Source organism: Flavobacterium sp. (assembly GCF_031537875.1).
Lineage (GTDB): Bacteria > Bacteroidota > Bacteroidia > Flavobacteriales > Flavobacteriaceae > Flavobacterium.
On record NZ_JAVKNB010000010.1, the window covers coordinates 1 to 26895 of the forward strand.

The window sequence follows — 26895 nt, forward strand, 5'->3', positions numbered from 1 at the left end:
GGCTGTTTTGTTTTACAATGACAAATTTTATTATAACAGTGGATATTTTATAAAAGTAGCTGACACAGTAGGGGCAGGAGATTCGTTTTTAGCTTCATTAGTAACTAAACTTTTGCGAGGAGATTCACCTCAAAAATCATTGAATTTTGCTTGTGCAATGGGGGCATTGGTAGCATCAAAAGAAGGAGCAAATCCTGAAATTTCCGAAAAAGAAATCAAAAAATTTATGATGTTGAAAGAGTTTAAAAATATTCTATTAATTTAATAGTAATTCAAAAGCCTCAAGATTTTCCTTGAGGTTTTTTTATTCCAAAAATCGGTAAAATTTTTCTAACTAATTGATTATTAATCTATAAATTTTCTCTAAAAAGAGTATGTTTTGTCATTTACATCCTAATGATAAAGTTAAGCGCATCGAATTTGAGCATTGGAAAGACTTGGATGTTAAGTTTGGCAAGGAAATGTTTACTAGATAACAAAAAAAACCATACCCGCCGCTTCTCAGTAGAACCAGTTACTGATTGTATTGCATAAAAAAACCTCAAAATTGCTTTTGAGGTTTGTCTTAGTAGCGGGAACAGGACTCGAACCTGTGACCTTCGGGTTATGAGCCCGACGAGCTGCCTACTGCTCTATCCCGCGATGTTTCGAGTGCAAATATACAACGAAAATCGACTATTGCAACAAAAAAAATTAAAAAATCTTTTATTTCTTCTATTAGCTTGATATAACTACCTTTGCAAAAAATTAAAACGCAGTAAATGGCACACAAAGCAGGTTTTGTAAACATCATTGGAAATCCAAACGTAGGAAAATCAACCTTGATGAACGCTTTCGTTGGTGAAAGATTGTCTATTATCACTTCTAAAGCACAAACGACTCGTCATAGAATTTTAGGAATCGTAAATGGAGAAGATTTCCAATTGGTTTTGTCAGACACACCTGGAATCATTAAACCAGCTTACGAAATGCAGGAATCAATGATGAACTTTGTAAAGTCGGCTTTTGAAGATGCTGATATTTTGATTTATATGGTCGAAATTGGCGAACAAGAGTTAAAAGACGATGCCTTTTTTAATAAAATTATACACGCCAAAATTCCAGTATTATTGTTGTTGAACAAAATCGATAATTCGAATCAAGAACAATTAGAAGAGCAAGTGGCTTTTTGGACAGCCAAAGTACCTAACGCTGAAATTTTTCCGATTTCAGCTTTGCAAAATTTCAATGTACCTGAAGTTTTTGGACGTATTATAGAATTACTGCCTGAATCACCGGCTTATTATCCAAAAGACCAATTGACCGATAAACCGGAACGTTTCTTTGTGAACGAAACCATTCGAGAAAAAATCTTGTTGAATTACAGCAAAGAAATTCCGTATGCAGTTGAAATCGTGACGGAGGAATTTTTTGAAGATGAGAATATCATTCGCATTCGTTCCTTAATTATGGTAGAACGCGATACCCAAAAAGGAATTATCATTGGTCACAAAGGAGCCGCTTTGAAAAAAGTAGGAATGGATTCCCGTGCCGATTTAGAAAAATTCTTTGGCAAACAAATCCACATCGAATTGTACGTTAAAGTCAATAAAAATTGGCGAAGCAATGCCAATATGCTAAAACGTTTTGGGTACAATCAATAATTTTTTGGCGTGACCACAAGGGTCAGGCTATCCGTTTCAATCTTTTTAAGTTGCCTTCAAGAACCTCAGTCAACTTAAAAAGGATTTTCACTACTATCCTTCACGCACCACAATAGTAGCATATAAAATAATACCGTACCTTTGCAAAATATTTCAAATTAGATTATGAATAACATAGTAGCCATAGTAGGAAGACCTAACGTAGGAAAATCGACCCTTTTTAACCGATTAATCCAAAGAAGAGAAGCTATCGTAGATTCAGTTTCAGGGGTAACCCGTGATAGAAACTACGGAAAAAGTGAATGGAATGGAAAAGAGTTTTCAGTAATTGATACGGGTGGATATGTTCGTGGATCGGACGATATTTTTGAGGGAGAAATTCGCAAACAAGTAGAACTAGCTATTGATGAAGCGGATGTAATCATTTTTGTGGTGGATGTGGAAGAAGGTATTACTCCTATGGATGATGCTGTAGCAAAATTACTTCGAAAAGTGACTAAACCAGTATTATTAGCCGTGAATAAGGTAGATAATGCGATGCGTGAAAAAGATGCAGTAGAGTTTTATAACCTAGGTTTAGGAGATTATTTCACTTTTGCCAGTATATCTGGAAGTGGAACGGGAGATTTATTAGACGCTTTGATTGACGCTTTCCCTGTAAAACCAGAACCAACGGAAGAAGAAGTGACATTACCTCGTTTTGCAGTAGTAGGACGTCCTAATGCGGGTAAATCTAGTTTTATCAATGCCTTGATTGGTCAAGACCGTTACATTGTTACCGATATTGCAGGAACTACACGTGATGCTATTGATACTAAATTTGATCGTTTTGGATTTGAATTTAACTTAGTCGATACCGCTGGAATTCGTCGTAAAGCGAAGGTAAAAGAAGATTTAGAATTTTATTCGGTAATGCGTTCCGTTAGAGCCATTGAACACGCGGATGTGTGTATCTTAATTATTGATGCTACTCGTGGATTTGAAGGGCAAGACCAAAGTATTTTTTGGTTGGCTGAGAAAAACCGTAAAGGGGTTGTGATTTTGGTAAACAAATGGGATTTGGTTGAAAAAGACACCATGTCAACCCGCGATTACGAAGAAAAAATCAGAAAAGAATTAATGCCTTTCACGGATGTGCCTATTCTTTTTGTTTCGGCTTTGACCAAACAACGTTTGTTAAAAGCTTTAGAAGCAACGGTTCAGGTGTATGAAAGTAGACAACAGCGTATTCCAACCTCTAAATTCAATGAGTTTATGTTGAAAGTGATTGAAGCCTATCCGCCACCTGCAACCAAAGGTAAGTATGTCAAAATTAAATATTGTATGCAGTTGCCAACACAAACACCTCAGTTTGTATTCTTTGCTAACCTACCTCAATATGTAAAAGAACCATACAAAAGGTATTTGGAAAACAAAATCAGAGAAAAATGGGACTTCTCAGGAGTGCCAATCGATATTTATATTAGAGAAAAATAACAAAAAAGTCCCGAGAAATCGGGACTTTTTATTTTAGTATTTGTTTTTGATTAACTCAAAAATCCTTTTACATAATCTCTAGTTAATTTCTCTTTAGGATTCAACAAAATTTCTTCGGTAGGACCAAATTCAATAATTTCTCCCATGTATACAAATCCAATATAATCGGAAACTCTTCTAGCTTGACGTAAAATATGAGTTACTAATACAATAGTATATTTGTCTTTTAGCTGTAAAAATAACTCTTCGATATGTTGCGTAGAAATAGGATCTAAGGCAGATGTTGGTTCATCACCTAGAATAATTTCAGGTTCAATCGCCAACCCTCTTGCTAAACAAAGACGTTGTTGTTGACCAATAGACAAACGGGTTGCAGGTGATTTTAATCGGTCTTTTACTTCATCCCAAAGGTTGACACCACGAAGGTATTTTTCTACAATTTCATCTAATTCTGCCTTGTTGTTGTTCCCATGGATGCGTTGCCCATAAGCAATGTTGTCATAGATGTTCATTGGCAATGGGAAAGGTCTTTGAGATAGTAATCCCATTTTTTTACGAATGTGAGTTACTTCTACTCCAGGGTCGTAAATATTTTCACCGTCAACTAAAACTTTACCTTCTACTCTTACATCATTTTGGCGATCTAAAAGTCGGTTCATGGTTTTTAGCAAGGTTGTTTTTCCACAACCTGAAGGCCCAATTAGCGAGGTTACTTTTTTGTCTGGAAAATCAATGTTAATGTTTTTTAAGATATGGTTGTCACCAATGTGTACATTAAGGTCTTGAATACTGATATGTGGTTGAATGATCATATTTTATTTTTTGAAAGGTTTTTGCTAACTATTTTTGCGCTAATGCTAATGATTAAAACGATTATGGTAAGAACTACTGCGGCAGCATAAGCTCTATTTTGAACTTCTACAATTGGACTACTCAATTGAAAGAAAATAGATAAGGGTAGCGTGGCTGCTGGTTGATCTAGTGAGGTAGGGATACTATCTGTAAATCCTGCTGTAAAAAGTACACAAGCAGCATCTCCAATAGCTCTACCAAAGGAAAGTAAAATGGCTGTTACAATACCTGGAATGGATTGTCTAAGAATTATTTTAGCTGTTTCATATCGGGTTCCTCCTAAAGAATAAACGGCATTACTCATATCCTCAGGAACCACTCGTACGACTTCGTCTATGGCTCTAACCAAAATAGGAATAATTAATAAAGTCACTGTCACAATTCCTGCTAATAGAGAAGTTTTTAATCCAAAATACACCATAATCACAAATCCGAATGCGCCATAAACTATGGATGGGATTCCAAAAAGGATGTCGTAACTTAATCGGGTAATATTGGCTAATAACGAATTTTTCTTAGTGTAGATATTAATATAAATCACAATAGGAAGACTAACTAAAAGTCCTAATAAGGTTGAACCAATGGTAATGTAAATGGAACCTATAATTGCATTTAAAATTCCGCCACCTTTACCAATATAGAATCCTCCTTCAGGTATTTTGGATACCATATCCCAACTAAGCGAACCAATTCCTTTTGAAAAAATGGTATACAATATCATGAATAAGGTACTACTTACAATCAATGTGCTAAAAATCATGATGCCTTTAGCGATATTTTCTTCTATTTTTCTCATGTTTTTTAGATTTAATTGTTTCTTTTTTCGATTCGGAATAAAATGATTCTCGACACTGCATTAAATAAAAAGATGATGACAAAAAGTAGTAAAGCAGCAAACATCAAAGCAGAATCATACATAGGAATGGACATCATTTCGCCATAGTTATTAGCAATAAGTGCTGGTAAAGGATAGACCGAATCAAATACATTTTTTGGCACTTGTGCCAAATTTCCGCAGACCATTAACACGGCAATTGTTTCTCCAAATGCTCTTGAAATAGCCAATACGGTGGCTGCAATGATACCTTCTGCCGAACGTTTGAGTACCACTTTTTTGATTGTTTGCCATTGAGTTGCTCCTAGTGACAAGGAAGCATCTCGTAATTCTTGTGGGATGTTGTTAAATACCTCAATTAAGATGCTGATGATCAACGGGAAAATCATAATGGCTAATACAATCCCCCCTGCTAAAGCAGAATATCCCGTAGAAAATTCGACAAAATGGGGTGCGATTTTTTCCTGAATTAAAGGTACGATGACTAATCCTCCCCAAACACCAAAAAGTACTGGCGGAATTCCAGATAATAATTCAATTAACGGCAGTACTGATTTTCTAATTTTTGAAGGCGCATATTCAGAAAGGTATATGGCTGTGAGTAACGACAGGGGTAATGCAATTAGTAAAGCGATACCTGTTACCCAAAGTGTTCCCATAATATAGGAATAAAATCCGAAGGATTCTTTGAATGGTTTCCAATCTGAAGATAACAGTAAGTTTTTCAATGAGTTACTGTTGAGTACTGGAATGGACTTATAATACAAACCAAATCCTAGCAACACCACAGTGGATATTGATAGGATGGTAAGTATGAAGAAAATTTTACTAAAGAAACTATCTTTTAATAGTCTAAATTTTTTCATTTATTTGGATTTAAACCCAACTTAGAAATTTCAATTTTAAAAAATATAAGTTGGGATTAGTATTGTGTATTCTTAAATTATTTTAATTTCTCTAATTCTTTGGTTAACTTCTCTTTTGAGAATTTGATGTAACCAGCTTCAGTAACAAATTTTTGTCCGTCAGTAAGAATGTATTTAATGAATTCTTTTACTATTGGATTTTTTGGCTTACCTACAGTTACATAATACAAATCTCTTGCAGGCGGAGAAGGATATTTTCCGGCAACAATAGCCGCAATTACATCGTTGATATCTCCATAAAAATCTTCGTCTGGATCTAATTTTCCGTTATTGTTCAAGTCAATTGGCACAGGAACTACACCGTTGATTGGTTTGTTACTTTTAGTGTCATAGATGTAAACGATGTTGTTGTAACCAATTCCAGAAGGGTCTCTTTTTACAGCTTGAGCCAAACCTGGATCTCCAAAGACAGCAACTCCTAGTAAATCTTCTTGTTTTTTACCAAAGTATTTTGCCCAAGTTTCAGCAGCTCCAGCAGCATCAGATCTTGTATATACGTGGATTGGCGCCTCACTTTTGAATCCTAAAGTACTCCAAGTTTTGTATTTACCTGTGATAAAGATGTTGTTGAAAGCATCTTTTTTCACTCCTCTTTCATATAATACTTTTCTGTAAGGGCTAGAAGCACTGATGGTTGGAATTACAGCATCTTTGGTTACAGCAATAGCATAAGCTCCTTTTTTGGCTTCCGCTCCATTCAAATCTCTTGAAACTAAACCAATATCAGTTACCTTAGATAAAACGTCAGTAATTCCTTTTCCAGCACCACCTGCTTGAATGTCAATTTTTACACCTGGGTTTTGTTTTTTAAATTCTTCAGCCCATTTTACAGTAATAGGATATAAGGCAAAAGCTCCTGAAATACTGATGTTTCCTTTTAATTCTTGTGCAGTTACTTTGCTGGTTGTTGTGTTAGCAAATAATGCTATGACCACAGCTAATAATGTAAGTTTATATGTTTTCATTGTTTTGTGTTTATTTACGATTATTGAATTAGAATTTTAATTGTATTTGAGCTACAATTTCATCTTTGTTAATGCTGTTAGATTGCTCTTCTTTGTGTTTGTAGTTGATTTGTAACTTGGTAAAACTATTGATATAGAAATTAGTTCCGGCAGTATAAATAGAACTAATATCTCCTATTGCGTTATTCTTTGTAGGATCAAAAGTGTCGTATCGTGCTACAAATTGTAATTTTTTAGGCAAAGCAAAATAACCTGCTTGAACATACCATCCGACTCTTACTAAATCTTTTACGGCCCCATTTACTACATAAGAACCTTGTGTAGCTTGTAAATATTCAGCTCTGAAAGTAAAATCGTTGTAGTTGATAGCCAAATCAGCTCCAATACGGTTTTGAACTTGATCTTTTGCCACTGTTCCCCAGTTGTCAAATCCATTGGAATAGGATAGTCCAAAATCGAAATATTCAGATGGGTGCGCTACAAGTCGAGCTGCAATATCTTTTGCCTCATTTTTGTCAGCTATATTAATTCCTTGTCCGTTGAAGTAAGCTAAATAATAGTCTAAAAGGAATCGCCCAGATTCGGTTTTGAACAAGTTCCCACTCAATTGAACTCCAATATCGCGACCATTTTGATCACCTAGTGCATCTTTATTTCGACCCACTAAACCACTTACTTGTGCTCTGTCAATAACTTCTAAAGTATTGTCAGATGTAGTGCTTTCTAATGAGATTGGAATTATGAATTGCCCACCAGTAATTTTCAAATAATCATACGGTTTGTATGCAAAATAGGCATCAATAATTTTTGGTGAACCTGCAAAATCGGTTTGTAAACGGTATTCCCATTCAGGAGAAAAGTTGCCTTTTAGGTCAAAACGAACCCTTCTTAAGTCAAATCCGTCAATTTTATTGGCTTCTTGTAAAGATTGATAACGTACTTGTGTGTAACCACCTAGATTGATATTACGACTTGACAACACATTAAATAGTTTTTGTTTTTCTTTGATTTCTTGTTGTTTGAAAGCGTAATCGGCACGAATTGAATCCGCATCATTTTGTTTTACAATCCCTCTTTGGATTAATAAATTCAATACATCATCAGATGATTGTGCATTAGCGATTCCAAAAGTTAGGAACGCAATAAGTATAGAAAATATATGTTTAGTTTTCATTAGTTTGAATTTTAATTTATGTATATATATGTAATTAGTAGACTTTAAAATTATTTTTTTAGCAACACATTCGCATCATCATGCACATAGAATTGCAATTAGTCTTGTGAGTTGATTTTTTTGCTGAAAAACGAAATTGATTTTGATTTGTTTTCATCTGTTTTTTAATTTTAAAAGTTATTTCGAGTGCAAATATATAATTAATTCTATAAAAATAGTAGAGTTTAAAAAATATTTTTTTATTTTTTTACTAATGAAGCTATAGAAATGTCTTGCATTGCTTTTAAAGTTTCTTCTCGAATAGCAATTAAACCGTGTCTTAATGCGCATTCTGACTCGCTTTTGCAATCAGAACAAGGTTCGTAAAAATTAAGTGAAGCGCATGGAAGTAAAGCAATGGCGCCATCAAATAATCGATGAATATCGGCTAAAGTAATTTCGTTAGACGACTTTATAAGGTAGTAACCACCAAATTTTCCTTGTTTACTACCTACAAAATGAGCGCGTTTTAAATCCAATAAAATTTGCTCTAGAAACTTTTTAGGAATAGAGGCTACTTCAGCAATTTCTATAGTACGAGCTATGTATCCTGGCTCTTGTTGAGCAAGAAATAATAAAGCTTTAAGCGCATATTTAGTTTTGTGAGATAGCATTTTCTACGATTGTTTTTACAAATATAATGGTCAATTGGTTAGAAATCAAATAAATTACCAACTTCCTCCAGAACCGCCACCAGAGAATCCGCCGCCGCCAAAACCACCACCGAAGCCTCCGCTGCCAAAACCACCACCTGATGGACTTCCAAAACCTCCTCTGTTACCACTACCTAGGCTACTTAATACAAGGATGTCTAATAAACTTGGACCTCCATTAAAACCGCCAGAACCCCCTGAATTGCCTCCCCCTTTTTTATTTCTTGAGAATAGAATCAAAACAATAACGATGATTACTATAAAAGGGAGTAGTGGAAAATCTTCTCCTTTATTTTGTTTGCGGGTTCCTTTGTATTTGCCTTTAAAAACATCAATAATAGCAGTTGTTCCTTTGTCCAATCCGTTAAAGTAGCTCCCTGCTTTAAATTCGGGTATAATGATATTTCTTGTAATTTCTCCGCCAATTCCTGCAGATAATCTATCTTCTAAACCATATCCAGCAGAAATCCAAATTTTCCTTTCTGCTTTCGCTAATAAAATAATTACTCTATTGTCATTTTTTTCGCTACCCCCAATTCCCCATTTGTGTCCCCATTTAGGGGTTAAAATACCTATATCCTCTCCTTTAAGACTTTCAATAGTAATGATAACAATTTGAGTTGTAGTAGAATCCGAATAGCGTACCAGTTTTTCTTCCAGTTGTGCTTTTTCATTGGCACTAAGCACTTGGGCATAATCATAGACTGAAGTTTGAAATGCTGGTTTTTCAGGAATAGTAAATTGAGCAAAACCAATTTGTGTCACCAAAAAACAAACGAATAATTGTAGAAAAGTAGGAGTAGGTAATAGTGCTTTCATTATCCTTTGGAGATTTCGTTTGATAATTCGTTGGTGTCGTCGGCTTGCCAAGGGAAATAGGTTTTCAATTGTTCGCCAGCTTGGGTAATTCCGTCAATTAAACCTTGTTTAAAATTGCCTTTTTTGAATTGGGTAGCCATAATTTTTTTGGTACTATCCCAAAAATCAGTAGTTACCACATCATTAATTCCTTTGTCGCCACAGATAACAAATTGTTTGTCGGCACTAGCCAAATAAATCAAAACGCCGTTTTGCAATTGCGTTTCATTCATTTTTAATTCATAAAAAACTTCCAAAGCCCTGTCAAAAGGAACTTTGGAAGTCGTTTGTTCTATGTGTACTCTTATTTCGCCAGAAGTATTTTTTTCAGCCAATCGAATGGCTTCAACAATTTCGTTTTCTTCTTCTTTGGTTAAAAAAGCGGTTTCTGGTTTCATAAGTTGTCTGTTATTCGTTTAGAATTTTACTTCTACCGGTTTGTCAGCTCCAACAGCTGCTTCAAAATACGGTTTTTCTTTAAATCCAAACATTCCTGCAAAAATTGAATTCGGGAACGTTTTGATATGTGTATTATACGGTTTTACTGCTTCGTTAAAACGAGTTCTTGCTGTTAAAATTTGATTTTCAGTACTCGCTAATTCATCCTGTAATTTCAAGAAGTTTTCGTTGGCTTTTAAGTCAGGGTATTTTTCTACTGAAACTAATAATCTAGATAATGAACTGCTAACACCACTTTGCGCTGAGTTAAATGCTGCCAATTGTTCTGGACTAATATTAGTAGGGTCAACCGTGATTGAAGTCGCTTTGGCTCTAGCCGAAATCACAGCAGTCAAAGTACTTTTTTCAAAGTCAGCAGCACCTTTTACGGTATTAACTAAGTTACCTATCAAATCATTTCTTCTTTGATACGAAGTTTGAACATTACCCCAAGCTTCATGAATGTCTTGTTCGTAAGTCACTGCGGTGTTGTTGATTCCTTTTACCCAACTGTAGATTCCTATTACTACTACAACTGCTATAATCCAAGGTAAGAATTTTTTAAAGTCCATTTTTAATTTAATTTAAGGTTGATTGTTTATTAATAATTTATATTTCATTTTTAATACTCAATAATTGTGCCTTAATAGCTTCTAATTTATTGATGATATCAAATTTGTCTAAAGTTTTCTTTTGGCCTTCTTTCAAGTGTGTCTTAGCCCCTTCTAGAGTAAAGCCTCTTTCTTTTACTAAATGAAAAATTAATTGTAAGTTTTTCACATCTTCGGGAGTGAACATGCGATTGCCTTTGGCATTTTTCTTTGGTTTTAAAATGTCAAATTCACTATCCCAAAAACGAATGAGTGATGCGTTTACTCCAAAAGCTTTGGCTACTTCGCCAATGCTGTAATACCTTTTGTCTGCTGATAAATTAATGTGCATTAGTCTAATGATTGATTTTCTTGATTAGCCAATTTTGAAATGGCCACATATTCCACTGCCGAGATATTTCCGTAATAAAAATTAAGCGGATTCACGACTTTATTGTCTTTATGTACTTCATAATGTAAGTGTGGTGCTTCTGATCTTCCGGTGCTACCCACATACCCAATGATGTCTCCTCTTTTTACTCTTTGTCCCGCACGCGCTTTGTATTTGCTCAAATGGGCATACAAAGTTTCATAACCATAACCGTGCCGAATCACAATATGATTCCCAAAACCGGAAGCTGAATTGTCAGCTCTTGCAACTACACCATCGCCAGTAGCATAGATTGGAGTGCCTGTTTTGGCAGTAAAATCCATTCCTTCGTGCATTTTTCGTGCTTTAGTAAATGGGTCAGAACGATAGCCAAAACCTGATGCCATTCGTCTCAAATTTTCATTTTTGACAGGTTGAATGGCAGGAATAGCACTCAATAAATTATCTTTTGCCTTGGCTAATTTTAAAATTTCATCCAAAGATTTGGATTGAATAGCCAATTCTTTACTTAAAATATCCACGTGTTGTGTGGTGTTTTTTACCAATTCTGAATTGTCAAAACCTTCTAATTCGGCGTAGCGATTTTTTGTTTTAAACCCTGCTTTTCTTTCTTCATCCGAAATAGGAGCTGTATTAAAATAAGTACGATATATATTGTTGTCCCGTTCTTCAAGAGCATCTGCCACTGTGTTTAACTCGTCTATTTTTTTATTCAAAATAGCATAATGCAATTTCAAATTGTCAATTTCGCGCGCTTGCAATCGGTCTTTGGGTGTCTCAAAATAGGGTGTATTCAATAAAACTACAAAACTTAAAAATCCGAATAGGGCAGAAGCCAATAAAAACAAGAAAACCACACCTAATTTCGTTGCTTTTTTCGTTTTTATTTTTCGATACGCCAGATTTTCAGAATCGTAATAATATTTTACTTTCGACATATTTTAAAATACCCTATTTTTGCACTTCGTAAAAAAGTTAGACGAACAAATTTAATAAATGTTTCATTGGTTCGCTTCTTTTTTGAGAATAAAAAAGTTGATGTGTTGATTTGGTTATTCGCTGATGCGAGAACCTATTGAACCTTAACTCAATAAACGAATAAAAAATACAGATGAAATCACAAGACGTACGTAAACAATTTTTGGACTTTTTTCAAAGCAAAGGACACTTGATCGTTCCTTCGGCACCTATCGTTCTTAAAGACGATCCTACCCTGATGTTTAACAATTCAGGAATGGCGCAGTTTAAAGAATATTTTTTAGGTAACGGAACGCCTAAAAGTCAACGAATTGCCGATACGCAAAAATGTCTTCGTGTTTCTGGAAAACATAACGATTTAGAGGATGTAGGTTTTGATACCTACCACCACACTATGTTTGAAATGTTGGGGAACTGGTCTTTTGGCGATTATTTCAAGAAAGACGCCATCAACTGGGCATGGGAATTATTGACTGAAGTGTATAAAATTCCAAAAGAAAACTTATACGTTTCTGTATTTGAAGGAAACCCTGACGAAAACGTTCCTTTTGACCAAGAAGCTTGGGATTTATGGAAGGAATTGATTGATGAAGATCGTATTATTCTAGGAAATAAAAAAGATAATTTCTGGGAAATGGGTGACCAAGGACCTTGCGGACCTTGTTCTGAAATTCACGTCGATTTGCGTTCAGCAGAAGAGAAAGCGTTAGTTTCGGGTAAAAGTTTGGTCAACAATGATCATCCGCAAGTGGTGGAAATTTGGAATAATGTATTCATGGAATTCAACCGTAAAGCGGATGGTTCTTTAGAAAAATTACCGGCCCAACACGTCGATACCGGAATGGGATTTGAGCGTTTGTGTATGGCTTTACAAGGAAAAACTTCCAATTATGATACTGATGTTTTTAGTCCGCTAATTGAAAAAGTAGAACAAATTACAGGTTTGAAATATACTTCAAATGAAATTCAAAATATTTCAGAAGAACAAAACAAAACAAATATTGCAATTCGTGTAGTGGCTGATCACGTTCGTGCGGTAGCCTTTGCTATTGCAGATGGTCAATTGCCGTCGAATACAGGTGCAGGTTACGTAATTCGTCGTATTTTGCGTCGTGCCATTCGTTACGGATTTACTTTCTTGAATACGAAAGAGCCATTTATTTATGAATTGGTTACGGTTTTATCCAACCAAATGAGTGAATTTTTCCCTGAAATCAAATCACAACAAACTTTGGTTACGAATGTAATTCGTGAAGAAGAAGCGTCATTTTTAAGAACTTTGGATCAAGGATTGCAATTGCTTGAAAATGTAATGAATCAAACCGCTGGAAAAGAAATTTCGGGAGAAAAAGCATTTGAATTGTATGATACTTTCGGATTTCCAATTGATTTAACCGCTTTGATTTTAAGAGAAAGAGGCTACCAATTAGACGAAGCTGGTTTTGAAAAAGCCATGCAAGAGCAAAAATCACGTTCGCGTGCTGCTTCAGAAGTGTCAACCGAAGATTGGTCGGTTTTGATTCCTGGAAATGTAGAAACATTTGTGGGCTATGACCAAACTGAAAATGAGGTTAAAATCTCTAGAATCAGAAAAATTGACAGTAAAAAAGATGGGGTTTTGTACCAAATCGTTTTAGATACTACACCGTTTTATCCAGAAGGAGGAGGGCAAGTTGGGGATAAAGGAACTTTAGTTTCTGCCAATGAGTCGATTGAAATCATCGATACTAAAAAAGAAAACAATTTGATTTTGCATTTGGCGAAGCAATTACCTGAAAATGTAACGGCTAGTTTTGTTGCAAAAGTCAATACGGATTTGAGAACTTTATCGTCTCGCAATCACTCGGCTACGCACTTGATGCACCAAGCCTTGAGAAGTATTTTAGGGACACATGTTGAGCAAAAAGGATCTTTGGTTAACCCTAATTATTTGCGTTTTGACTTTTCTCATTTTGCTAAAATGACTGAGGAAGAATTGCAAGCAGTAGAAGATTTTGTAAATGCTCGAATCCAAGAGCAATTGCCTTTGATAGAAAGAAGAAGTATTCCAATTCAACAAGCCTTAGACGAAGGTGCTATGGCTTTGTTTGGCGAAAAATACGGAGATAACGTTCGTGCAATTAAATTTGGCGAAAGCATGGAATTGTGCGGTGGCATCCACGTGAAAAACACGGCTGAAATCTGGCATTTTAAAATTGTTTCAGAAGGTGCTGTTGCGGCGGGTATTCGTCGTATTGAAGCTATTACAAGTGATGCTGTAAAATCGCATTTTGCTTCGTATGAAAACACGCTAAATGAGATTAAAGGAGCTTTGAAAAATCCACAAGATATTTTGAAAGCCGTTCATAATTTACAAGATGAAAATGCGAAATTAGCGAAACAAATTGAAGCTTTGATGAAAGACAAAGTGAAACATTTGAAAGCGAGTTTAGCGGCACAAATACAAGAGGTTAATGGTGTTCAATTTTTGGCTACTCAGGTTGAATTGAATCCAGAAGGAGCTAAAGATTTGGCGTATGAATTAGGTAATTTAGGAACTAATTTATTCTTAGTTTTAGCTACTGCCGACGAAGACAAGCCGATGTTAACCTGCTATATTTCGAAAGAATTAGTGGCGGCTAAGAATCTTAATGCCGGACAAGTAGTTCGTGAATTAGGAAAATTTATCCAAGGTGGAGGAGGAGGACAACCGTTCTTTGCTACTGCAGGAGGAAAAAATGTTGCAGGAATTGCTGAGGCCTTAACTAAAGCAGTTGATTTTATACAATAATACAATATAGAAATTCAATGAAGCCCTTTTAAAGTCTATACTTTTTAAGGGCTTTGTTATGGAGCTGAAAATTAAAATCTATAATTCACTATTTATTTTTAAAATAATTGTAATTTGTAGTAGCAAAATAAAGAAAATGAAGTTTACTACTCCTGTACCTATTGCCAATTCAAATCATCCAATTGACTACAATGCTAAAATTGTGTCTTTAGGGTCCTGTTTTGCTGTAAATATGGGCGAGAAGTTGGATTATTTTAAGTTCCAAAATAGAACCAATCCGTTTGGAATTATTTTTAATCCCGTATCCATTGAAAAATTAGTTGCAAGGGCAGTGGATCAAAGAATGTTTACGGAGGCAGATATTTTCTTTCATAACGAACGTTTTCATTGCTACGCAGTGCATTCTGATTTAAGTCATCAAGACAAAAATGAATTTTTAGAGCGTCTCAATGAAATAGTAGCATCTACACATCAACAAATCAAGGAATCAACACATGTATTAATTACTTACGGAACTTCCTGGGTGTATCGAGAAAAGGAAAAAAGTGTGATTGTTACTAATTGCCATAAAATGCCGCAAACTCATTTTGACAAACATATTTTGTCAGTAGCCACCATTGAAACGGCAATCCAAAATACGGTAGATACTATTCGGCAATTGAATCCCAGTTGTGCTTTTGTATTTACGATTTCTCCAGTGCGACATATCAAGGATGGTTTTGTAGAAAATCAAAGAAGTAAAGCCCATTTAATTACTGCGTTGCAAAATCTACTTTATGAACAACAATTAAATTATTCGGAATATTTTCCAGCATACGAAATTGTAATTGATGAGTTACGTGATTATCGTTTTTATAGTGACGATTTATTGCACCCAAGTTCGGTAGCTATTGATTATGTTTGGGAGCGATTTAGAGAGACAACACTTTCTGAAACGACATTCTCAACTCTTGAAGAAGTGGATTCGATTCAAAAAGGATTGTTGCACAAACCTTTTTATCCAGCATCTGAAAGTCATCAGAAATTTGTGTCTAAATTACAAGAAAAGATAGCTCAAGTACAAGCTAAATTTCCTTTTATTCAATTTTAATTACCCAATTAACTGGTTGAATAGGTCTTGCTTTTCGTTGATGTAGTTGTATTGAAAACCTCTTTCGATCATTTTGGTTTTAATAGCTTGGATGTCATTTTTATTTTTCAATTCTAGACCAACTACAACGGGTGCCGATTCTCGATTGTTCTTTTTGGTAAATTGAAAATAGGTGATATCGTCGTCTGGACCTAAAATTTCGTTGACAAATTCTTTTAACGAACCAGGTCTTTGAGGAAATTGAATGATGAAATAATGCATCAAGCCTTCGTACAATAATGAACGTTCTTTAATTTCGGCAGTACGTTCAATGTCATTATTGCTTCCGCTGACGATGCAAACTACTGTTTTGCCTTTGATTTTTTCTTTATAAAAATCCAAAGCGGAAATAGTTAAAGCTCCTGCAGGTTCTACCACCATTGCTTCTTCGTTGTACAATCGCAAAATTGTTGTACATACTTTCCCTTCTGGAACAAGAATGATATCATCTAAAAGATGTCGACAAATTTCAAAAGTTAGGTTACCTACTTGTTTTACAGCAGCTCCATCTACAAATTTATCAATGGTTTCAAGAGGGGTGTTCTTGCCTACAGCTATGGCAGTTTTCATTGTTGGCGCTCCTTCGGGTTCAACTCCGATGATTTTTGTTGTAGGACTCAGTTTTTTAAAAATGGTTGCTAAACCAGCTGCTAATCCACCTCCACCTATAGGAACGAAAACATAATCAATAGGTTTGTGATACGATTCTAAAATTTCTAATCCCACAGTTGCTTGTCCTGCAATGACTTTTAGATCGTCAAAAGGGTGAATGAATATTTTATTATTTTCTTTCGCATCGGTTACTGCTTTAGCGTAAGCATCATCAAAAGTGTCTCCAATTAATTCAATCTCCACAAAGGATTTTCCGAATAACTGAACTTGTTTTATTTTTTGTTTTGGGGTGGTTTTGGGCATGTATATTTTGCCCTTAATTTGTAATAAATTACAAGAATAAGCAACGCCTTGGGCATGATTACCCGCACTTGCACAAACAATTCCTTGTTGCTTTTCGGATGCTGAAAGCGAACTTATTTTATTGTAAGCCCCTCTAATTTTATAAGAACGTACAATATGAAGATCTTCTCTTTTTAATAAAATTGTAGCGTCAAATTCAGCAGAAATATTAGTATTTTCTGTCAACGGTGTTGGAGATACAACACCTTGTAATTGATTCTTGGCAATTATGGCTTCTTTAAAAAGATTCATATTTTATTAATTTTAATTCAAAAATACGAATTGTTTTCATCTGTTGTTTGTCTTATTGATAAAAAAAACCTCCTGAATAAGGAGGTTTGATTTTTTTATTTTTTAGTGGGAGGGTATTGAGATAGAATTTGGCTGACAAATTCATTAATTCGTTCTTCTTTCCTGTTGGTGTTTTTGGTGAGTACCCCAGTACCTTCTCCTTGCCAAATCATTTCTTTCTTTTTAGCATCAATAAAGTCAATGTATAATGTGCCTTCAGTAGAAGTAGTTACGGTGGTTTGTCTGCCTCCCATCATGTAAGGATTCCATCCCCAACCCCATCCGTATCCCCAACCTGCATTGAATTGGTTTACATTGACTTGCTCACGGGATTTAGTAAAAAGATTAATTAATAAATCAGGAGTATCACTTTTGGTAAATCCTTTAGCAAGCATTTGTTGGTCAATAGCATTCAAGATTCTACGTTTGTCTAAATCTGAAATTTCTACTTTGTCAATTCCGGTTTTATAATAGGCATACGTTTTATAAGCCGAAAAGTCGACTTTTTTGTCGTAATCAGAGTTAACGCTTATCATTGAACCGCAAGAAGCAAGTGTCAAAAGGGTTACTAAGGATAAAAATTGAATTGCTTTCATTTTTTTAAATTTAAGAGTTGGAAATTGAGTGATACAATTTATAAATCAACTACTATGCCGAAATTTTATTTTTTACGAATAGTATTGGTCTTTTTGTCAAATCCATAAGGACAATGGCGACAGCCACTTTTACAACAATACCCCCGTTTGAGATGGAATTTTTCTGTAAAACATTTATATCCTTCAGGAGTATAATAGAAATCTTCGTCTCCTGTTAATTTATTTTCATTACTTTGCCTATCCATAAATTAGTATTTGAACAGTAACTTGTTCTCTAACAAATTTAGAAATTTAATAGCGTCTATTGTTATTCGTTACTAAATATTTAACACTTTAATATCAACTACGCATTGAATCAAGCGGTTTTTATCGAATTTCCAAAGGGTATTTCTCTAGTAATTAAACGAGAGGATTTAATTCATCCTTTTGTTTCGGGGAATAAATTCAGGAAATTAAAGTACAATTTGCGTCAAGCTAAAATTGAAAATCAAACTACACTATTAACTTTTGGCGGGGCGTATTCGAATCATATTGCAGCAGTGGCTTATGCCGGCAAAGAGAATGATTTTAAAACCATCGGTGTTATTCGAGGTGATGAATTAACAGATAAAATAGAAGATAATCCTACCCTGAAATTTGCTCAAGAATGCGGTATGCAATTGGTATTTGTATCAAGAGATAACTATCGCTTAAAAACTGCACCTTCTTTTTTAGAGCAATTGGAACAACAATACGGTTTGTTTTATTTGGTTCCCGAAGGAGGAACGAATGCACTTGCGATTAAAGGTTGCGAAGAAATTCTAACTAATGAAGACACTATATTTGATTATATAGGATGTGCTGTAGGAACGGGAGGGACTATTTCGGGGATTATAAATAGTGCATTGCCTCATCAAAAAGTTTTAGGATTTCCTGCTTTAAAAGGTGACTTTTTACAAGATGAAATTCGTAATTTTGTACACAATGACAATTGGGAGTTAATTACCGATTATCATTTTGGAGGTTATGCGAAAGTGAATGATGAATTAATTGATTTTATCAATTGGTTTTTCGAAAAGACTACGATTCCGTTAGATCCTGTTTATACAGGGAAGATGGTTTTTGGAATATTCGATTTAATCGAGAAAAATTATTTCCCAGAAAACTCTAAAATTTTATTAATTCATACTGGTGGATTACAAGGGATTCAAGGGATGAATTTGAAACTGAAAAAGAAAGGTCTACCAACAATAAATACCTTATGATTAAAAAAATTGCGCTTGTTTTTGTAGTATTTCTATTAGTAGGTTGTCACACCAAAAAATCGGTGATTGTGACCAAAAAAGACGACCGATACAATTCGAGTAAATATAAAAATCAATCTGGGTCAACTTCTACAAAACAACTGTCTACCAATGTAGTAGTCTATGGTTATATTGCTAATTACAAAGAAGTCGCCATGAACAATATGAAGAGTTATGGTATTCCTGCGAGTATTATTTTGGCACAAGGCATTTTAGAGTCGGGTGCGGGTAGAGGTACTTTGGCAGTTACGGCAAATAATCATTTCGGGATCAAATGTCATAACGATTGGACTGGAGAAAGCGTTTTACAAGACGATGATGCAGCACAGGAATGTTTTAGAAAATACAACGATCCCGCGGAGTCATTTAAAGATCACGCTACTTTTTTGACAGGAAGAAACCGTTATGCTAGTCTGTTTGAATTACCCAAAGATGATTATGAAGCCTGGGCAAAAGGATTGCGTTTGGCAGGTTATGCTACTGATCCCAATTATCCTGAAAAGCTGATTTCGTACATAGAACGCTATGAATTGTACCAATACGACAATCAGGTTTTGGGGAAGAAATATGCTATCAATAAAAAGAAAATAGAAACGCCTGTATTGGCCGAAAATCAAATTAAAGGTGATTATGAAGTACAAAAAGGAGATACTTTGTTTTCCATTGCCAAAAAATTCAATTTGAGTTTAGAAGAAGTGAAACAAAAAAATAACATGATAGATAACACACTTTATGTGGGGCAAAAACTTCGCTTAAAGTAATTATAAAATTCAATAACAATGATATACCAAAGAAGCAGTCAGTTATTCGCTGAAGCCGAAAAAGTAATTCCTGGAGGCGTAAATTCGCCGGTAAGAGCCTTCAAAGCCGTAGGAGGAACTCCAATATTTGTTAAAAGTGCAAAAGGTGCCTATTTGTATGACGAAGATGGAAACCGATTAATTGATTATATCAACTCTTGGGGACCGATGGTTTTAGGTCATGCTTTTGAACCTGTGGTAGAAGCGGTTGTAGCGAAAGCGCAATTAGGTACTTCCTTTGGAATGCCAACCGAATTAGAAACGCAAATTGCTGCTTTAGCAGTAGCAATGGTGCCGAATATTGATAAAATTCGTTTTGTAAATTCAGGAACTGAAGCTTGTATGAGTGCCATTCGATTGGCTCGTGGTTATACTAAAAGAGATAAAATTATCAAATTTGCAGGTTGTTATCATGGTCATTCTGATTCATTTTTGATTCAGGCGGGAAGTGGAGCTATTACTTTTGGATCACCCAATAGTCCGGGAGTTACAGCAGGTACAGCAAAAGACACTTTGTTAGCGCGTTACAATGATTTAGAAAATGTTGCGACTTTAATTGAAGCGAATAAGAATGAGATTGCTGCTATTATTGTAGAACCAGTAGCTGGAAACATGGGTTGTATCCCTCCTCAAAAGGGATTTTTAGAAGGTCTTCGCCAATTGTGTACCAACAACGGAATTCAATTGATTTTTGACGAAGTAATGACGGGTTTTCGTTTAGCAAAAGGAGGAGTTCAAGAGCTATTCGGAATTCAAGCGGATATAGTTTGTTTCGGAAAAGTGATTGGAGGCGGTTTGCCTGTTGGTGCGTTTGCGGCTCGATCAGAAATTATGAATCATTTGGCGCCATTAGGTCCAGTGTATCAAGCTGGAACTTTATCTGGGAATCCATTGGCTATGGCAGCAGGATTAGCCATGTTGCAAGCGTTGAATAATGATGCTGCTGTTTTCCTGCGATTGGAAGAAAAAACAGCCTATTTAGAAGCAGGAATAGATCGTGTTTTAAAAGCTAATAATGTTGTGTTTACAATAAACCGAGTAGGGTCTATGATTTCGGTTCATTTTGATGCCAATCCAGTAGTTGACTTTCAATCCGCCGCAAAAGGAGATAATGACACTTTCAAGAAATTCTTTCACGGTTTGCTGCAAGAAGGAATTTATATCGCGCCATCTGCGTATGAGACTTGGTTTATTACAGATGCTTTGACCTACGAAGATTTGGATTTTACTATCCAGGCGATTGATAAAGTCTCTAAAACATTCTAATTTATATAAAAAAAACTTCCGGTTATGCCGGAAGTTTTTTTTGAATTAATCTCTTTTATGGTCTTTGCGTTTTTCTCTCCATTCATCACCCATTCGTTCTTTGGTTTTTTCTTTTAGGGTTTCCCATTTTGCGAATTGATCAGCAGATAGAATGCTTTTCATTTTGTCTTTCATTGCGATTTGTTCGTCTAACAGTTTGTTAGCCATTTCAAATCGGTTGATTTTTCCTTCTTCCATCTTAGCTTTTCGTTCCGCTCTCATAGCTTCTCTTTTAGCACTTTGTTCCGCTATGATTTTAGCCACTTGATCCTGTTGTTTGGCATTCAAGTCCAATTCCAAGGTCATTTTCTTTACAAGTAATTGGCTGCGTTGTTCAGGAGTCATTTGTTCCATTTCTCCTCTTGAAGGTCTTTCTTTTCGATCTTGCGCAACACTACTTAAGCTAATAGCTAATAGCGCTACAATAAATACTTTTTTCATGGTTATAATTTTTAAGTTATAGTGATAAGACTTTTGAATAGCAAAAAGGTTTAAGTGTTAACAAAAGTTTGGGATTTGGTTTGATTTAAGTTAATGGAATCAATTTATTTATGATAGAATTGATTAATTTTGCATCGTGAAAAAAATAGTCTTCATAATATTAATCGCATTAATTCTAAAGCCAATTCTTCCGGTTGTAGATTATATTGTTAATTATGAATACATTTCCAAAGTGCTTTGTGTGAACAAGGCAAAGCCAATGATGCATTGTAATGGAAAATGTCACTTGATGAAAGAATTGGCAAAAGCTGCTGAGACAGAAAATCCAAAATCTTCAGATAAGAAACAAAATACGCCGATACAAGAAGTGTTGTTTTTCAAAGAAATCAAATCATTCTCAATAGTATCTTTTAGTTTTTCAACTGAAAGTAAAATTAATTCCTCGTATTTAGAATTGTATTCCTATTTGAATACCAATTCAGTATTTCACCCACCCACCATTATTTCTTAAATCTTTTATTGCATTTTAGTGCTTTTCGATTCATTATTATGAACGAATTTATTCTTGTATGCCTTTTTTAGAAAATTCTAGAATAGGGTGTACACGTATATTATTAATACAATTACATAAAATTTAAAAAATGAAATTTCAATTTAAATATAGTATAGCTGCTATAGCTATCGCGTTTGCTTTGTTTTCTTGTACCGATAAAAATGACGAAGTAATTACTGGTGAAGGGAATTTAAAATTAGAATTTGACAATGTGTATAATGCTAATAATTTAGCTTTTGATACACCATATACCAATTCTAATGGTGAAGTAGTCAAGATAAATAAGCTAAAATATATTGTAAGCAATATTGTATTGACAAAAGTAGATGGGACTACATTTACAGTGCCAAAATCACAAAGTTATTTTATTGTTGATGAGTCAACAACTGCAAGTACATTGTTAAATCTTCTAAATATTCCTGCTGCTAATTATACTAAAGTAAGTTTTGGAATTGGAGTAGATCAAGCCCAATTTAATTTAGGAGCTACGGGTCAAGGTGATTTTTTAGCATTAGCGCAAACTGCTGGAATGATGTGGTCTTGGTCGGCAGGATATAAGTTTTTAGCTTTTGAAGGAACTTTTACTTCGTCAACAGTAACTAGTCCTACTAGTTTTATGGTTCACACAGGACAAACAGGAACGGATTATAACTATACTACAGTTACATTGAATTTGCCAACAAATGCATTGGTAAGAACTACCATAACGCCACAAGTCCATATTATGACAGATATTTCAAAAGTGTTAGATGGAACTAATAAAGTTAGTTTAACGGCAAGTAATGGTATGGGAATGGGAGCAATGATTATGAGTGGGGCAAATCTGCCTTTAATTACAGCAAATCTTTCCAACATGTTTAGTGTGGAACATGTTCATAACGACTAAATTTAATCTTGAAGCGGTTGGTTCTATGGCTGACCGCTTTAAAAATATCAGAAAATGAAAACAAATTATTTATTGTTACTCATTTTACCATTGTTGTGGAGTTGTTCCAATGATCATGATGATGCGTACCAAAACATTCCTTTGGAATTCAAGGTGCCTTCTAATTTTCCGCCTTTGGCGTATGATTTGGTAAATAATCCTCCTACGCAAAAAGGATTCGAATTAGGTAAAAAATTATTTTATGAAGGACGCCTAGCTTCAGACGGAATAGTTTCCTGTGGGTTTTGTCATATCCAAGAAGATGCTTTTACACATCACGGTCACTCTTTAAGTCATGGGGTGAATGATGCTATTGGAACTAGAAATACACCTTCGATTCAGAATCTTGGGTTCCAAACCAGTTTTATGTATGATGGAGCGACAACTCATTTGGATTTACAACCGATTATACCATTTACAAGTCCTATAGAAATGAATGGTAATTTTAGTAAAGCTATCGCCATGATGAAATCCGATGCCGAATATCAAAAATTATTTCGTTTAGCTTTTACAGACGGACAAATTAATTCTGAAAACATGCTCAAAGCCTTGGGACAATTTATGGTAATGGTCACTTCGTCCAATTCTCGTTTTGATAAATACCGCCGCAATGAAACAGGTGGAACTCTAACTCAACAAGAATTAGATGGGTACGCTGTATTTAACCAAAAATGTGCAACCTGTCACGCAACGGATTTATTTACCGATAATTCGTTCCGAAATAATGGGTTGCCTGTTAATCCTTTAATTAATGATGTCGGACGTTTTCGTGTTACTCAATTAGCTCAAGACTTGCATAAATTTAAAGTGCCAAGTTTGCGGAATGTTGAAAAAACAGCACCTTATATGCATGATGGGCGTTTTTTAACTTTAGAAGGAGTTTTAGAACACTATAATTCAGGTGTTGGAAATTCAACCAATTTGGATCCTATTTTAAATACTAATGGACGTTTAGGTATAGCGCTAACACCAACTGAAAAAACGCAGTTGATCGCTTTTTTAAAAACATTAACAGATACACAGTATTTAACCGATAAACGTTTCTCGGAATATTAATTTAATTTTCTAAAACCATTAAGAGATTAAGTAAATTAAGGCTTAATGAAACTTAATTCCTTAATGGTTAAATTTTAAATAGAGGTTTTATTTAAAAACTTGTTCAAACAAAACTTATTAAATGAAAAAAATAACCTTATTGATACTATTTCTTTTTCAATTGGCTAATGCCACTGAAAAAGACAGTTTACAATTCAAAAATCCGTTTACCCAATTTCATCATTTTTTGGATGACGATTGTGATGCTTGTGGCTGCTCTGCTAGTGGAGGAAGTATGGGATTTGCATCCATGTTGAATTCTAATTTCGTTGGGATCCGATATTTCAATCAGCAATACCAATCAACAGACGGGTTGTATAGCAATTCGCTTTGGTACAAAGAAAATTTTAATACCACTCAAGTTTGGGCCAGAATTCCTGTAAAGGAAAATATACAGCTATCCGTTTTACTTCCATATCATTCCCACAATAGAGCCACGGCTACAGGAGATCAAACGATTAATGGTGTTGGAGATATTACACTTTTGGTTATGTATCGTTTGTACCAAACACACAAAGACAGTACTTTTTTGGTTCATACCCTACAAATGGGAGGTGGTGTAAAAATGCCAACAGGAAAATTCAATGAAGCCAATTCTGGGAACATTAATCCGAGTTTTCAAGTTGGAACGGGGAGTTGGGATTATCTTTTGGCAACCGAATATATTGTAAGAAGAAAACAATTCGGACTCAACACGCTATTGAATTACGTGATAAAAACTGAAAATCAGAAAAATTACCGCTTTGGAAACCAGCTGAATTATGCCGCTACGTTTTTCTATTTGTATGAAAAGGATGCATACTCCTTTGCCCCTCAAATAGGAATTGCAGGTGAAAACTACGAAAATAATTACCAACATGGACAAAGATTAAACAAAACTGCAGGAAATGCCTTGTTTGGTAAATTGGGGTTTGAAGTGGGACGTAATGCTTTTTCTTTTGGAGCCAATGCTATGTTGCCTATTCAGCAAAATTTAACAGGAGGTAATGTAGAAGCCAATTACCGTTGGAGTATTAATTTGAATTATTCGTTATAAAACTAAAAAAGGAGCTTCAATTGAAGCTCCTTTTTTTATAATTGCAGAATTAATTTATCCAATTAATTCCATTATTTTGCTTTCGCCAGTTACACTTACTTTGATTAATTTGTGTTGCGATAAACCTTTAGTAGCAGTATCCCATTTTTTACCGCTCAATTCTGATTTGGCTTTCAATTCGCCCAAATCCATTTGGTTGTTGTTGGCTTTCAATAAATCTACTACTAATTTTTCTTCGTCAGTCAATTCAATTTGAATTTGTTTTTTCTCCGGACGCATTTGCGGGAAGAACAATACTTCTTGAATTGAGGCATTATTCGTCAAGAACATCATCAATCGGTCCATTCCAATCCCTAATCCAGATGTAGGTGGCATTCCGTATTCTAACGCTCTCAAGAAGTCTTCGTCAATAACTCCATTCGCTTCATCGTCTCCTTTTTCTGCCAAACGCATTTGGTCTTCAAAACGCTCTCTTTGGTCAATTGGGTCGTTCAATTCAGAATAGGCATTGGCTACTTCTTTTCCGCAAACCATTAATTCAAAACGTTCTGTCAAATCCGGATTGTCTCGGTGTTGTTTGCAAAGCGGACTCATTTCTTTTGGATAATCTGTGATGAAAGTCGGTTGGATATAATTTCCTTCGCATTTAGCGCCAAAAATTTCGTCAATCAATTTTCCTTTACCCATGGTTTCGTCTACTTCGATTCCCATTCCTTTGGCAGCAGCAAACAATTCAGCTTCTGATTTTCCAGAAATATCAAATCTAGTAAAGTGTTTGATAGAGTCGGCCATCGTTACACGAGCGTAAGGCGCTTTGAAATTGATTTTATGTTCTCCAAAAGTTACTTCGCTTGTTCCATTAACGCTCGTAGCACAATGCTCCAACAAGTTTTCGGTAAATTCCATCATCCAGTTGTAGTCTTTGTAGGCTACATATATTTCCATGGCAGTGAATTCAGGATTGTGCGTTCTATCCATTCCTTCGTTACGGAAGTTTTTAGAAAACTCATATACCCCGTCAAATCCTCCAACAATCAATCTTTTTAAGTACAATTCATTGGCAATTCGCATGTACAACGGAATGTCAAGTGAGTTGTGGTGCGTGATAAAAGGTCGTGCTGCAGCGCCACCAGGAATCGATTGTAAAACCGGAGTTTCTACCTCTAAATATCCTGCATCATTAAAAAAAGAACGCATTGCGTTGAACAATTTGGTTCTTTTAATGAACGTTTGTTTTACATTTTGGTTTACCGTCAAATCGACATAACGCATTCGGTAGCGCAATTCAGCATCATTAAAAGCATCGTGTACTTTTCCGTCTTCGTCTATTTTTGGTAAAGGAAGCGGGCGTAACGTTTTACTCAAAAAGGTAAATCCATCCACACGAATACATTGCGCACCCACTTGTGTGGTAAACAATTCTCCTTCGATACCAATAAAATCACCTAAATCGGTTAGTTTTTTGAATACCTGATTGTACAATGTTTTATCTTCCTCTTTACACAATACATCTCGGTTTACGTACAATTGGATACGGCCTTCGCTATCTTGTAATTCGGCAAAACAAGCTTTTCCTTGGTCTCTCACGCTCATCAAACGTCCAGCAACAATTACCTTCTTACCTTCTTCAAATTGCTCTTTGATTTGTTTTGAGCTATGATTTACAGGAAAAAGGTTAGCAGGATAAGGATCGATTCCTAAGTTGCGTAAGGATTGAAGTTTTTCTCTTCGGATAATTTCTTGTTCAGATAATGCCATTGTAATCAGATTTTAAGAGCGCAAAGATAGTTAAATTTGAAAATGTGGCAATTTCAAAATTTTAAAATGATAGTAGTTTTTTAAGGAGCAGTTATTTAGTGCTTTAATTTCGTTTAGTCCCGCTATTCGCTTTATCTTTTA

28 protein-coding genes and 1 tRNA gene are annotated in these 26895 nt (G+C 35.1%); 12 read left to right on the top strand and 17 right to left on the bottom strand.

Features of this window, described 5'->3' with window-relative positions; all coding sequences use genetic code 11:
- The coding region (locus tag RMR09_RS05165; protein ID WP_310594743.1) for a PfkB family carbohydrate kinase at window positions 1–265 on the top strand (265 nt) is incomplete at its 5' end.
- 304 nt (window positions 266–569) lie between these two features.
- Here RMR09_RS05165 and RMR09_RS05170 read toward each other — a convergent pair.
- Window positions 570–642 (bottom strand) — tRNA-Met (locus RMR09_RS05170).
- A gap of 119 nt (window positions 643–761) precedes the next feature.
- Here RMR09_RS05170 and era point away from each other — a divergent pair.
- Window positions 762–1643 carry a GTPase Era gene (gene era / locus RMR09_RS05175; RefSeq protein WP_229325392.1) on the top strand — a complete coding sequence of 294 codons (882 nt, stop codon included), beginning with the start codon at window positions 762–764 and terminating at the stop codon, window positions 1641–1643.
- A 165-nt stretch (window positions 1644–1808) separates the two neighbouring features.
- Window positions 1809–3119 (top strand): ribosome biogenesis GTPase Der, encoded by a 1311-nt coding sequence (gene der, locus RMR09_RS05180; RefSeq protein WP_310594744.1) that lies wholly within the window; start codon window positions 1809–1811, stop codon window positions 3117–3119.
- Window positions 3120–3169: 50 nt separating this feature from the next.
- Here der and RMR09_RS05185 read toward each other — a convergent pair whose 3' ends face one another.
- From RMR09_RS05185 to RMR09_RS05235, 11 genes are all read right to left on the bottom strand, one after another.
- Window positions 3170–3931 (bottom strand): phosphate ABC transporter ATP-binding protein, encoded by a 762-nt coding sequence (locus RMR09_RS05185; protein WP_310594745.1) that lies wholly within the window; start codon window positions 3929–3931, stop codon window positions 3170–3172.
- Window positions 3928–4767, bottom strand: coding sequence for a phosphate ABC transporter permease PstA (pstA, locus tag RMR09_RS05190; protein WP_310594746.1), 840 nt, complete (start codon window positions 4765–4767; stop codon window positions 3928–3930). Before pstA ends, RMR09_RS05185 begins: the two co-directional genes overlap by 4 nt.
- Window positions 4768–4778: 11 nt before the next feature.
- On the bottom strand, window positions 4779–5672 hold the full coding sequence (gene pstC, locus RMR09_RS05195; RefSeq protein ID WP_310594747.1) for a phosphate ABC transporter permease subunit PstC: 894 nt from the start codon (window positions 5670–5672) through the stop codon (window positions 4779–4781).
- 77 nt (window positions 5673–5749) lie between these two features.
- Window positions 5750–6697 (bottom strand): substrate-binding domain-containing protein, encoded by a 948-nt coding sequence (locus RMR09_RS05200; protein ID WP_310594748.1) that lies wholly within the window; start codon window positions 6695–6697, stop codon window positions 5750–5752.
- A 28-nt stretch (window positions 6698–6725) separates the two neighbouring features.
- Entirely contained in the window at window positions 6726–7871 is a 1146-nt protein-coding gene (locus RMR09_RS05205) for a porin (protein WP_310594749.1), read from the bottom strand.
- A 239-nt stretch (window positions 7872–8110) separates the two neighbouring features.
- Entirely contained in the window at window positions 8111–8524 is a 414-nt protein-coding gene (locus tag RMR09_RS05210) for an Rrf2 family transcriptional regulator (RefSeq protein WP_310594750.1), read from the bottom strand.
- Between the two features lie 54 nt (window positions 8525–8578).
- Window positions 8579–9382, bottom strand: a complete 804-nt coding sequence (locus RMR09_RS05215; protein ID WP_310594751.1) for a TPM domain-containing protein — start codon at window positions 9380–9382, stop codon at window positions 8579–8581.
- A complete protein-coding gene (locus RMR09_RS05220; protein ID WP_310594752.1) occupies window positions 9382–9819 on the bottom strand; it encodes a TPM domain-containing protein in 438 nt (145 codons plus the stop codon). The genes RMR09_RS05215 and RMR09_RS05220 overlap by 1 nt, the downstream gene beginning before the upstream one ends.
- Before the next feature lie 18 nt (window positions 9820–9837).
- Complete coding sequence (locus RMR09_RS05225) at window positions 9838–10431, bottom strand: LemA family protein (RefSeq protein WP_310594753.1); 594 nt, start codon at window positions 10429–10431, stop codon at window positions 9838–9840.
- Window positions 10432–10468: 37 nt separating this feature from the next.
- Window positions 10469–10801: a MerR family transcriptional regulator gene (locus RMR09_RS05230; RefSeq protein ID WP_310594754.1), complete on the bottom strand. Its 333-nt coding sequence runs from the start codon at window positions 10799–10801 to the stop codon at window positions 10469–10471.
- Window positions 10801–11778 (bottom strand): M23 family metallopeptidase, encoded by a 978-nt coding sequence (locus RMR09_RS05235; protein WP_310594755.1) that lies wholly within the window; start codon window positions 11776–11778, stop codon window positions 10801–10803. Before RMR09_RS05235 ends, RMR09_RS05230 begins: the two co-directional genes overlap by 1 nt.
- A gap of 173 nt (window positions 11779–11951) precedes the next feature.
- Between RMR09_RS05235 and alaS the strand changes: the two genes are divergently transcribed.
- Window positions 11952–14588 carry an alanine--tRNA ligase gene (gene alaS / locus RMR09_RS05240; protein ID WP_310594756.1) on the top strand — a complete coding sequence of 879 codons (2637 nt, stop codon included), beginning with the start codon at window positions 11952–11954 and terminating at the stop codon, window positions 14586–14588.
- Between the two features lie 136 nt (window positions 14589–14724).
- The gene (locus RMR09_RS05245; RefSeq protein WP_310594757.1) at window positions 14725–15678 is read left to right on the top strand and encodes a GSCFA domain-containing protein; all 954 of its coding nucleotides are present in this window, start codon (window positions 14725–14727) and stop codon (window positions 15676–15678) included.
- On the opposite strand, the gene ilvA is transcribed toward RMR09_RS05245, so the two are convergent.
- From ilvA to RMR09_RS05260, 3 genes are all read right to left on the bottom strand, one after another.
- Window positions 15679–16923: a threonine ammonia-lyase IlvA gene (gene ilvA, locus RMR09_RS05250; RefSeq protein ID WP_310594758.1), complete on the bottom strand. Its 1245-nt coding sequence runs from the start codon at window positions 16921–16923 to the stop codon at window positions 15679–15681.
- Window positions 16924–17018: 95 nt separating this feature from the next.
- A complete protein-coding gene (locus RMR09_RS05255) occupies window positions 17019–17558 on the bottom strand; it encodes a DUF4136 domain-containing protein (protein WP_310594759.1) in 540 nt (179 codons plus the stop codon).
- 65 nt (window positions 17559–17623) lie between these two features.
- Window positions 17624–17803 carry a DUF5522 domain-containing protein gene (locus tag RMR09_RS05260; RefSeq protein WP_310594760.1) on the bottom strand — a complete coding sequence of 60 codons (180 nt, stop codon included), beginning with the start codon at window positions 17801–17803 and terminating at the stop codon, window positions 17624–17626.
- A 105-nt stretch (window positions 17804–17908) separates the two neighbouring features.
- Here RMR09_RS05260 and RMR09_RS05265 point away from each other — a divergent pair, with 105 nt between their 5' ends.
- From RMR09_RS05265 to hemL, 3 genes are read left to right on the top strand one after another with little or no spacing between them, the layout of a single operon-like run.
- A complete protein-coding gene (locus RMR09_RS05265; RefSeq protein ID WP_310594761.1) occupies window positions 17909–18802 on the top strand; it encodes a pyridoxal-phosphate dependent enzyme in 894 nt (297 codons plus the stop codon).
- Window positions 18799–19602 carry a glucosaminidase domain-containing protein gene (locus RMR09_RS05270; RefSeq protein WP_310594762.1) on the top strand — a complete coding sequence of 268 codons (804 nt, stop codon included), beginning with the start codon at window positions 18799–18801 and terminating at the stop codon, window positions 19600–19602. Before RMR09_RS05265 ends, RMR09_RS05270 begins: the two co-directional genes overlap by 4 nt.
- Window positions 19603–19620: 18 nt before the next feature.
- A complete protein-coding gene (gene hemL, locus RMR09_RS05275) occupies window positions 19621–20907 on the top strand; it encodes a glutamate-1-semialdehyde 2,1-aminomutase (protein ID WP_310594763.1) in 1287 nt (428 codons plus the stop codon).
- Between the two features lie 45 nt (window positions 20908–20952).
- On the opposite strand, the gene RMR09_RS05280 is transcribed toward hemL, so the two are convergent.
- On the bottom strand, window positions 20953–21387 hold the full coding sequence (locus RMR09_RS05280; protein WP_310594764.1) for a hypothetical protein: 435 nt from the start codon (window positions 21385–21387) through the stop codon (window positions 20953–20955).
- A 241-nt stretch (window positions 21388–21628) separates the two neighbouring features.
- Between RMR09_RS05280 and RMR09_RS05285 the strand changes: the two genes are divergently transcribed.
- The 4 genes from RMR09_RS05285 (at window position 21629) to RMR09_RS05300 (ending at window position 24996) form a co-directional block, all read left to right on the top strand.
- The gene (locus tag RMR09_RS05285) at window positions 21629–21898 is read left to right on the top strand and encodes a hypothetical protein (RefSeq protein WP_310594765.1); all 270 of its coding nucleotides are present in this window, start codon (window positions 21629–21631) and stop codon (window positions 21896–21898) included.
- Window positions 21899–22028: 130 nt separating this feature from the next.
- On the top strand, window positions 22029–22826 hold the full coding sequence (locus RMR09_RS05290; protein ID WP_310594766.1) for an MbnP family protein: 798 nt from the start codon (window positions 22029–22031) through the stop codon (window positions 22824–22826).
- A 54-nt stretch (window positions 22827–22880) separates the two neighbouring features.
- The gene (locus RMR09_RS05295) at window positions 22881–23921 is read left to right on the top strand and encodes a cytochrome c peroxidase (protein ID WP_310594767.1); all 1041 of its coding nucleotides are present in this window, start codon (window positions 22881–22883) and stop codon (window positions 23919–23921) included.
- Between the two features lie 121 nt (window positions 23922–24042).
- Complete coding sequence (locus tag RMR09_RS05300; protein ID WP_310594768.1) at window positions 24043–24996, top strand: transporter; 954 nt, start codon at window positions 24043–24045, stop codon at window positions 24994–24996.
- A 54-nt stretch (window positions 24997–25050) separates the two neighbouring features.
- Here the strand turns inward: RMR09_RS05300 and lysS are convergent, their stop codons facing one another.
- Window positions 25051–26754, bottom strand: coding sequence for a lysine--tRNA ligase (lysS, locus tag RMR09_RS05305; RefSeq protein WP_310594769.1), 1704 nt, complete (start codon window positions 26752–26754; stop codon window positions 25051–25053).
- Window positions 26755–26895: the final 141 nt, after the last annotated feature.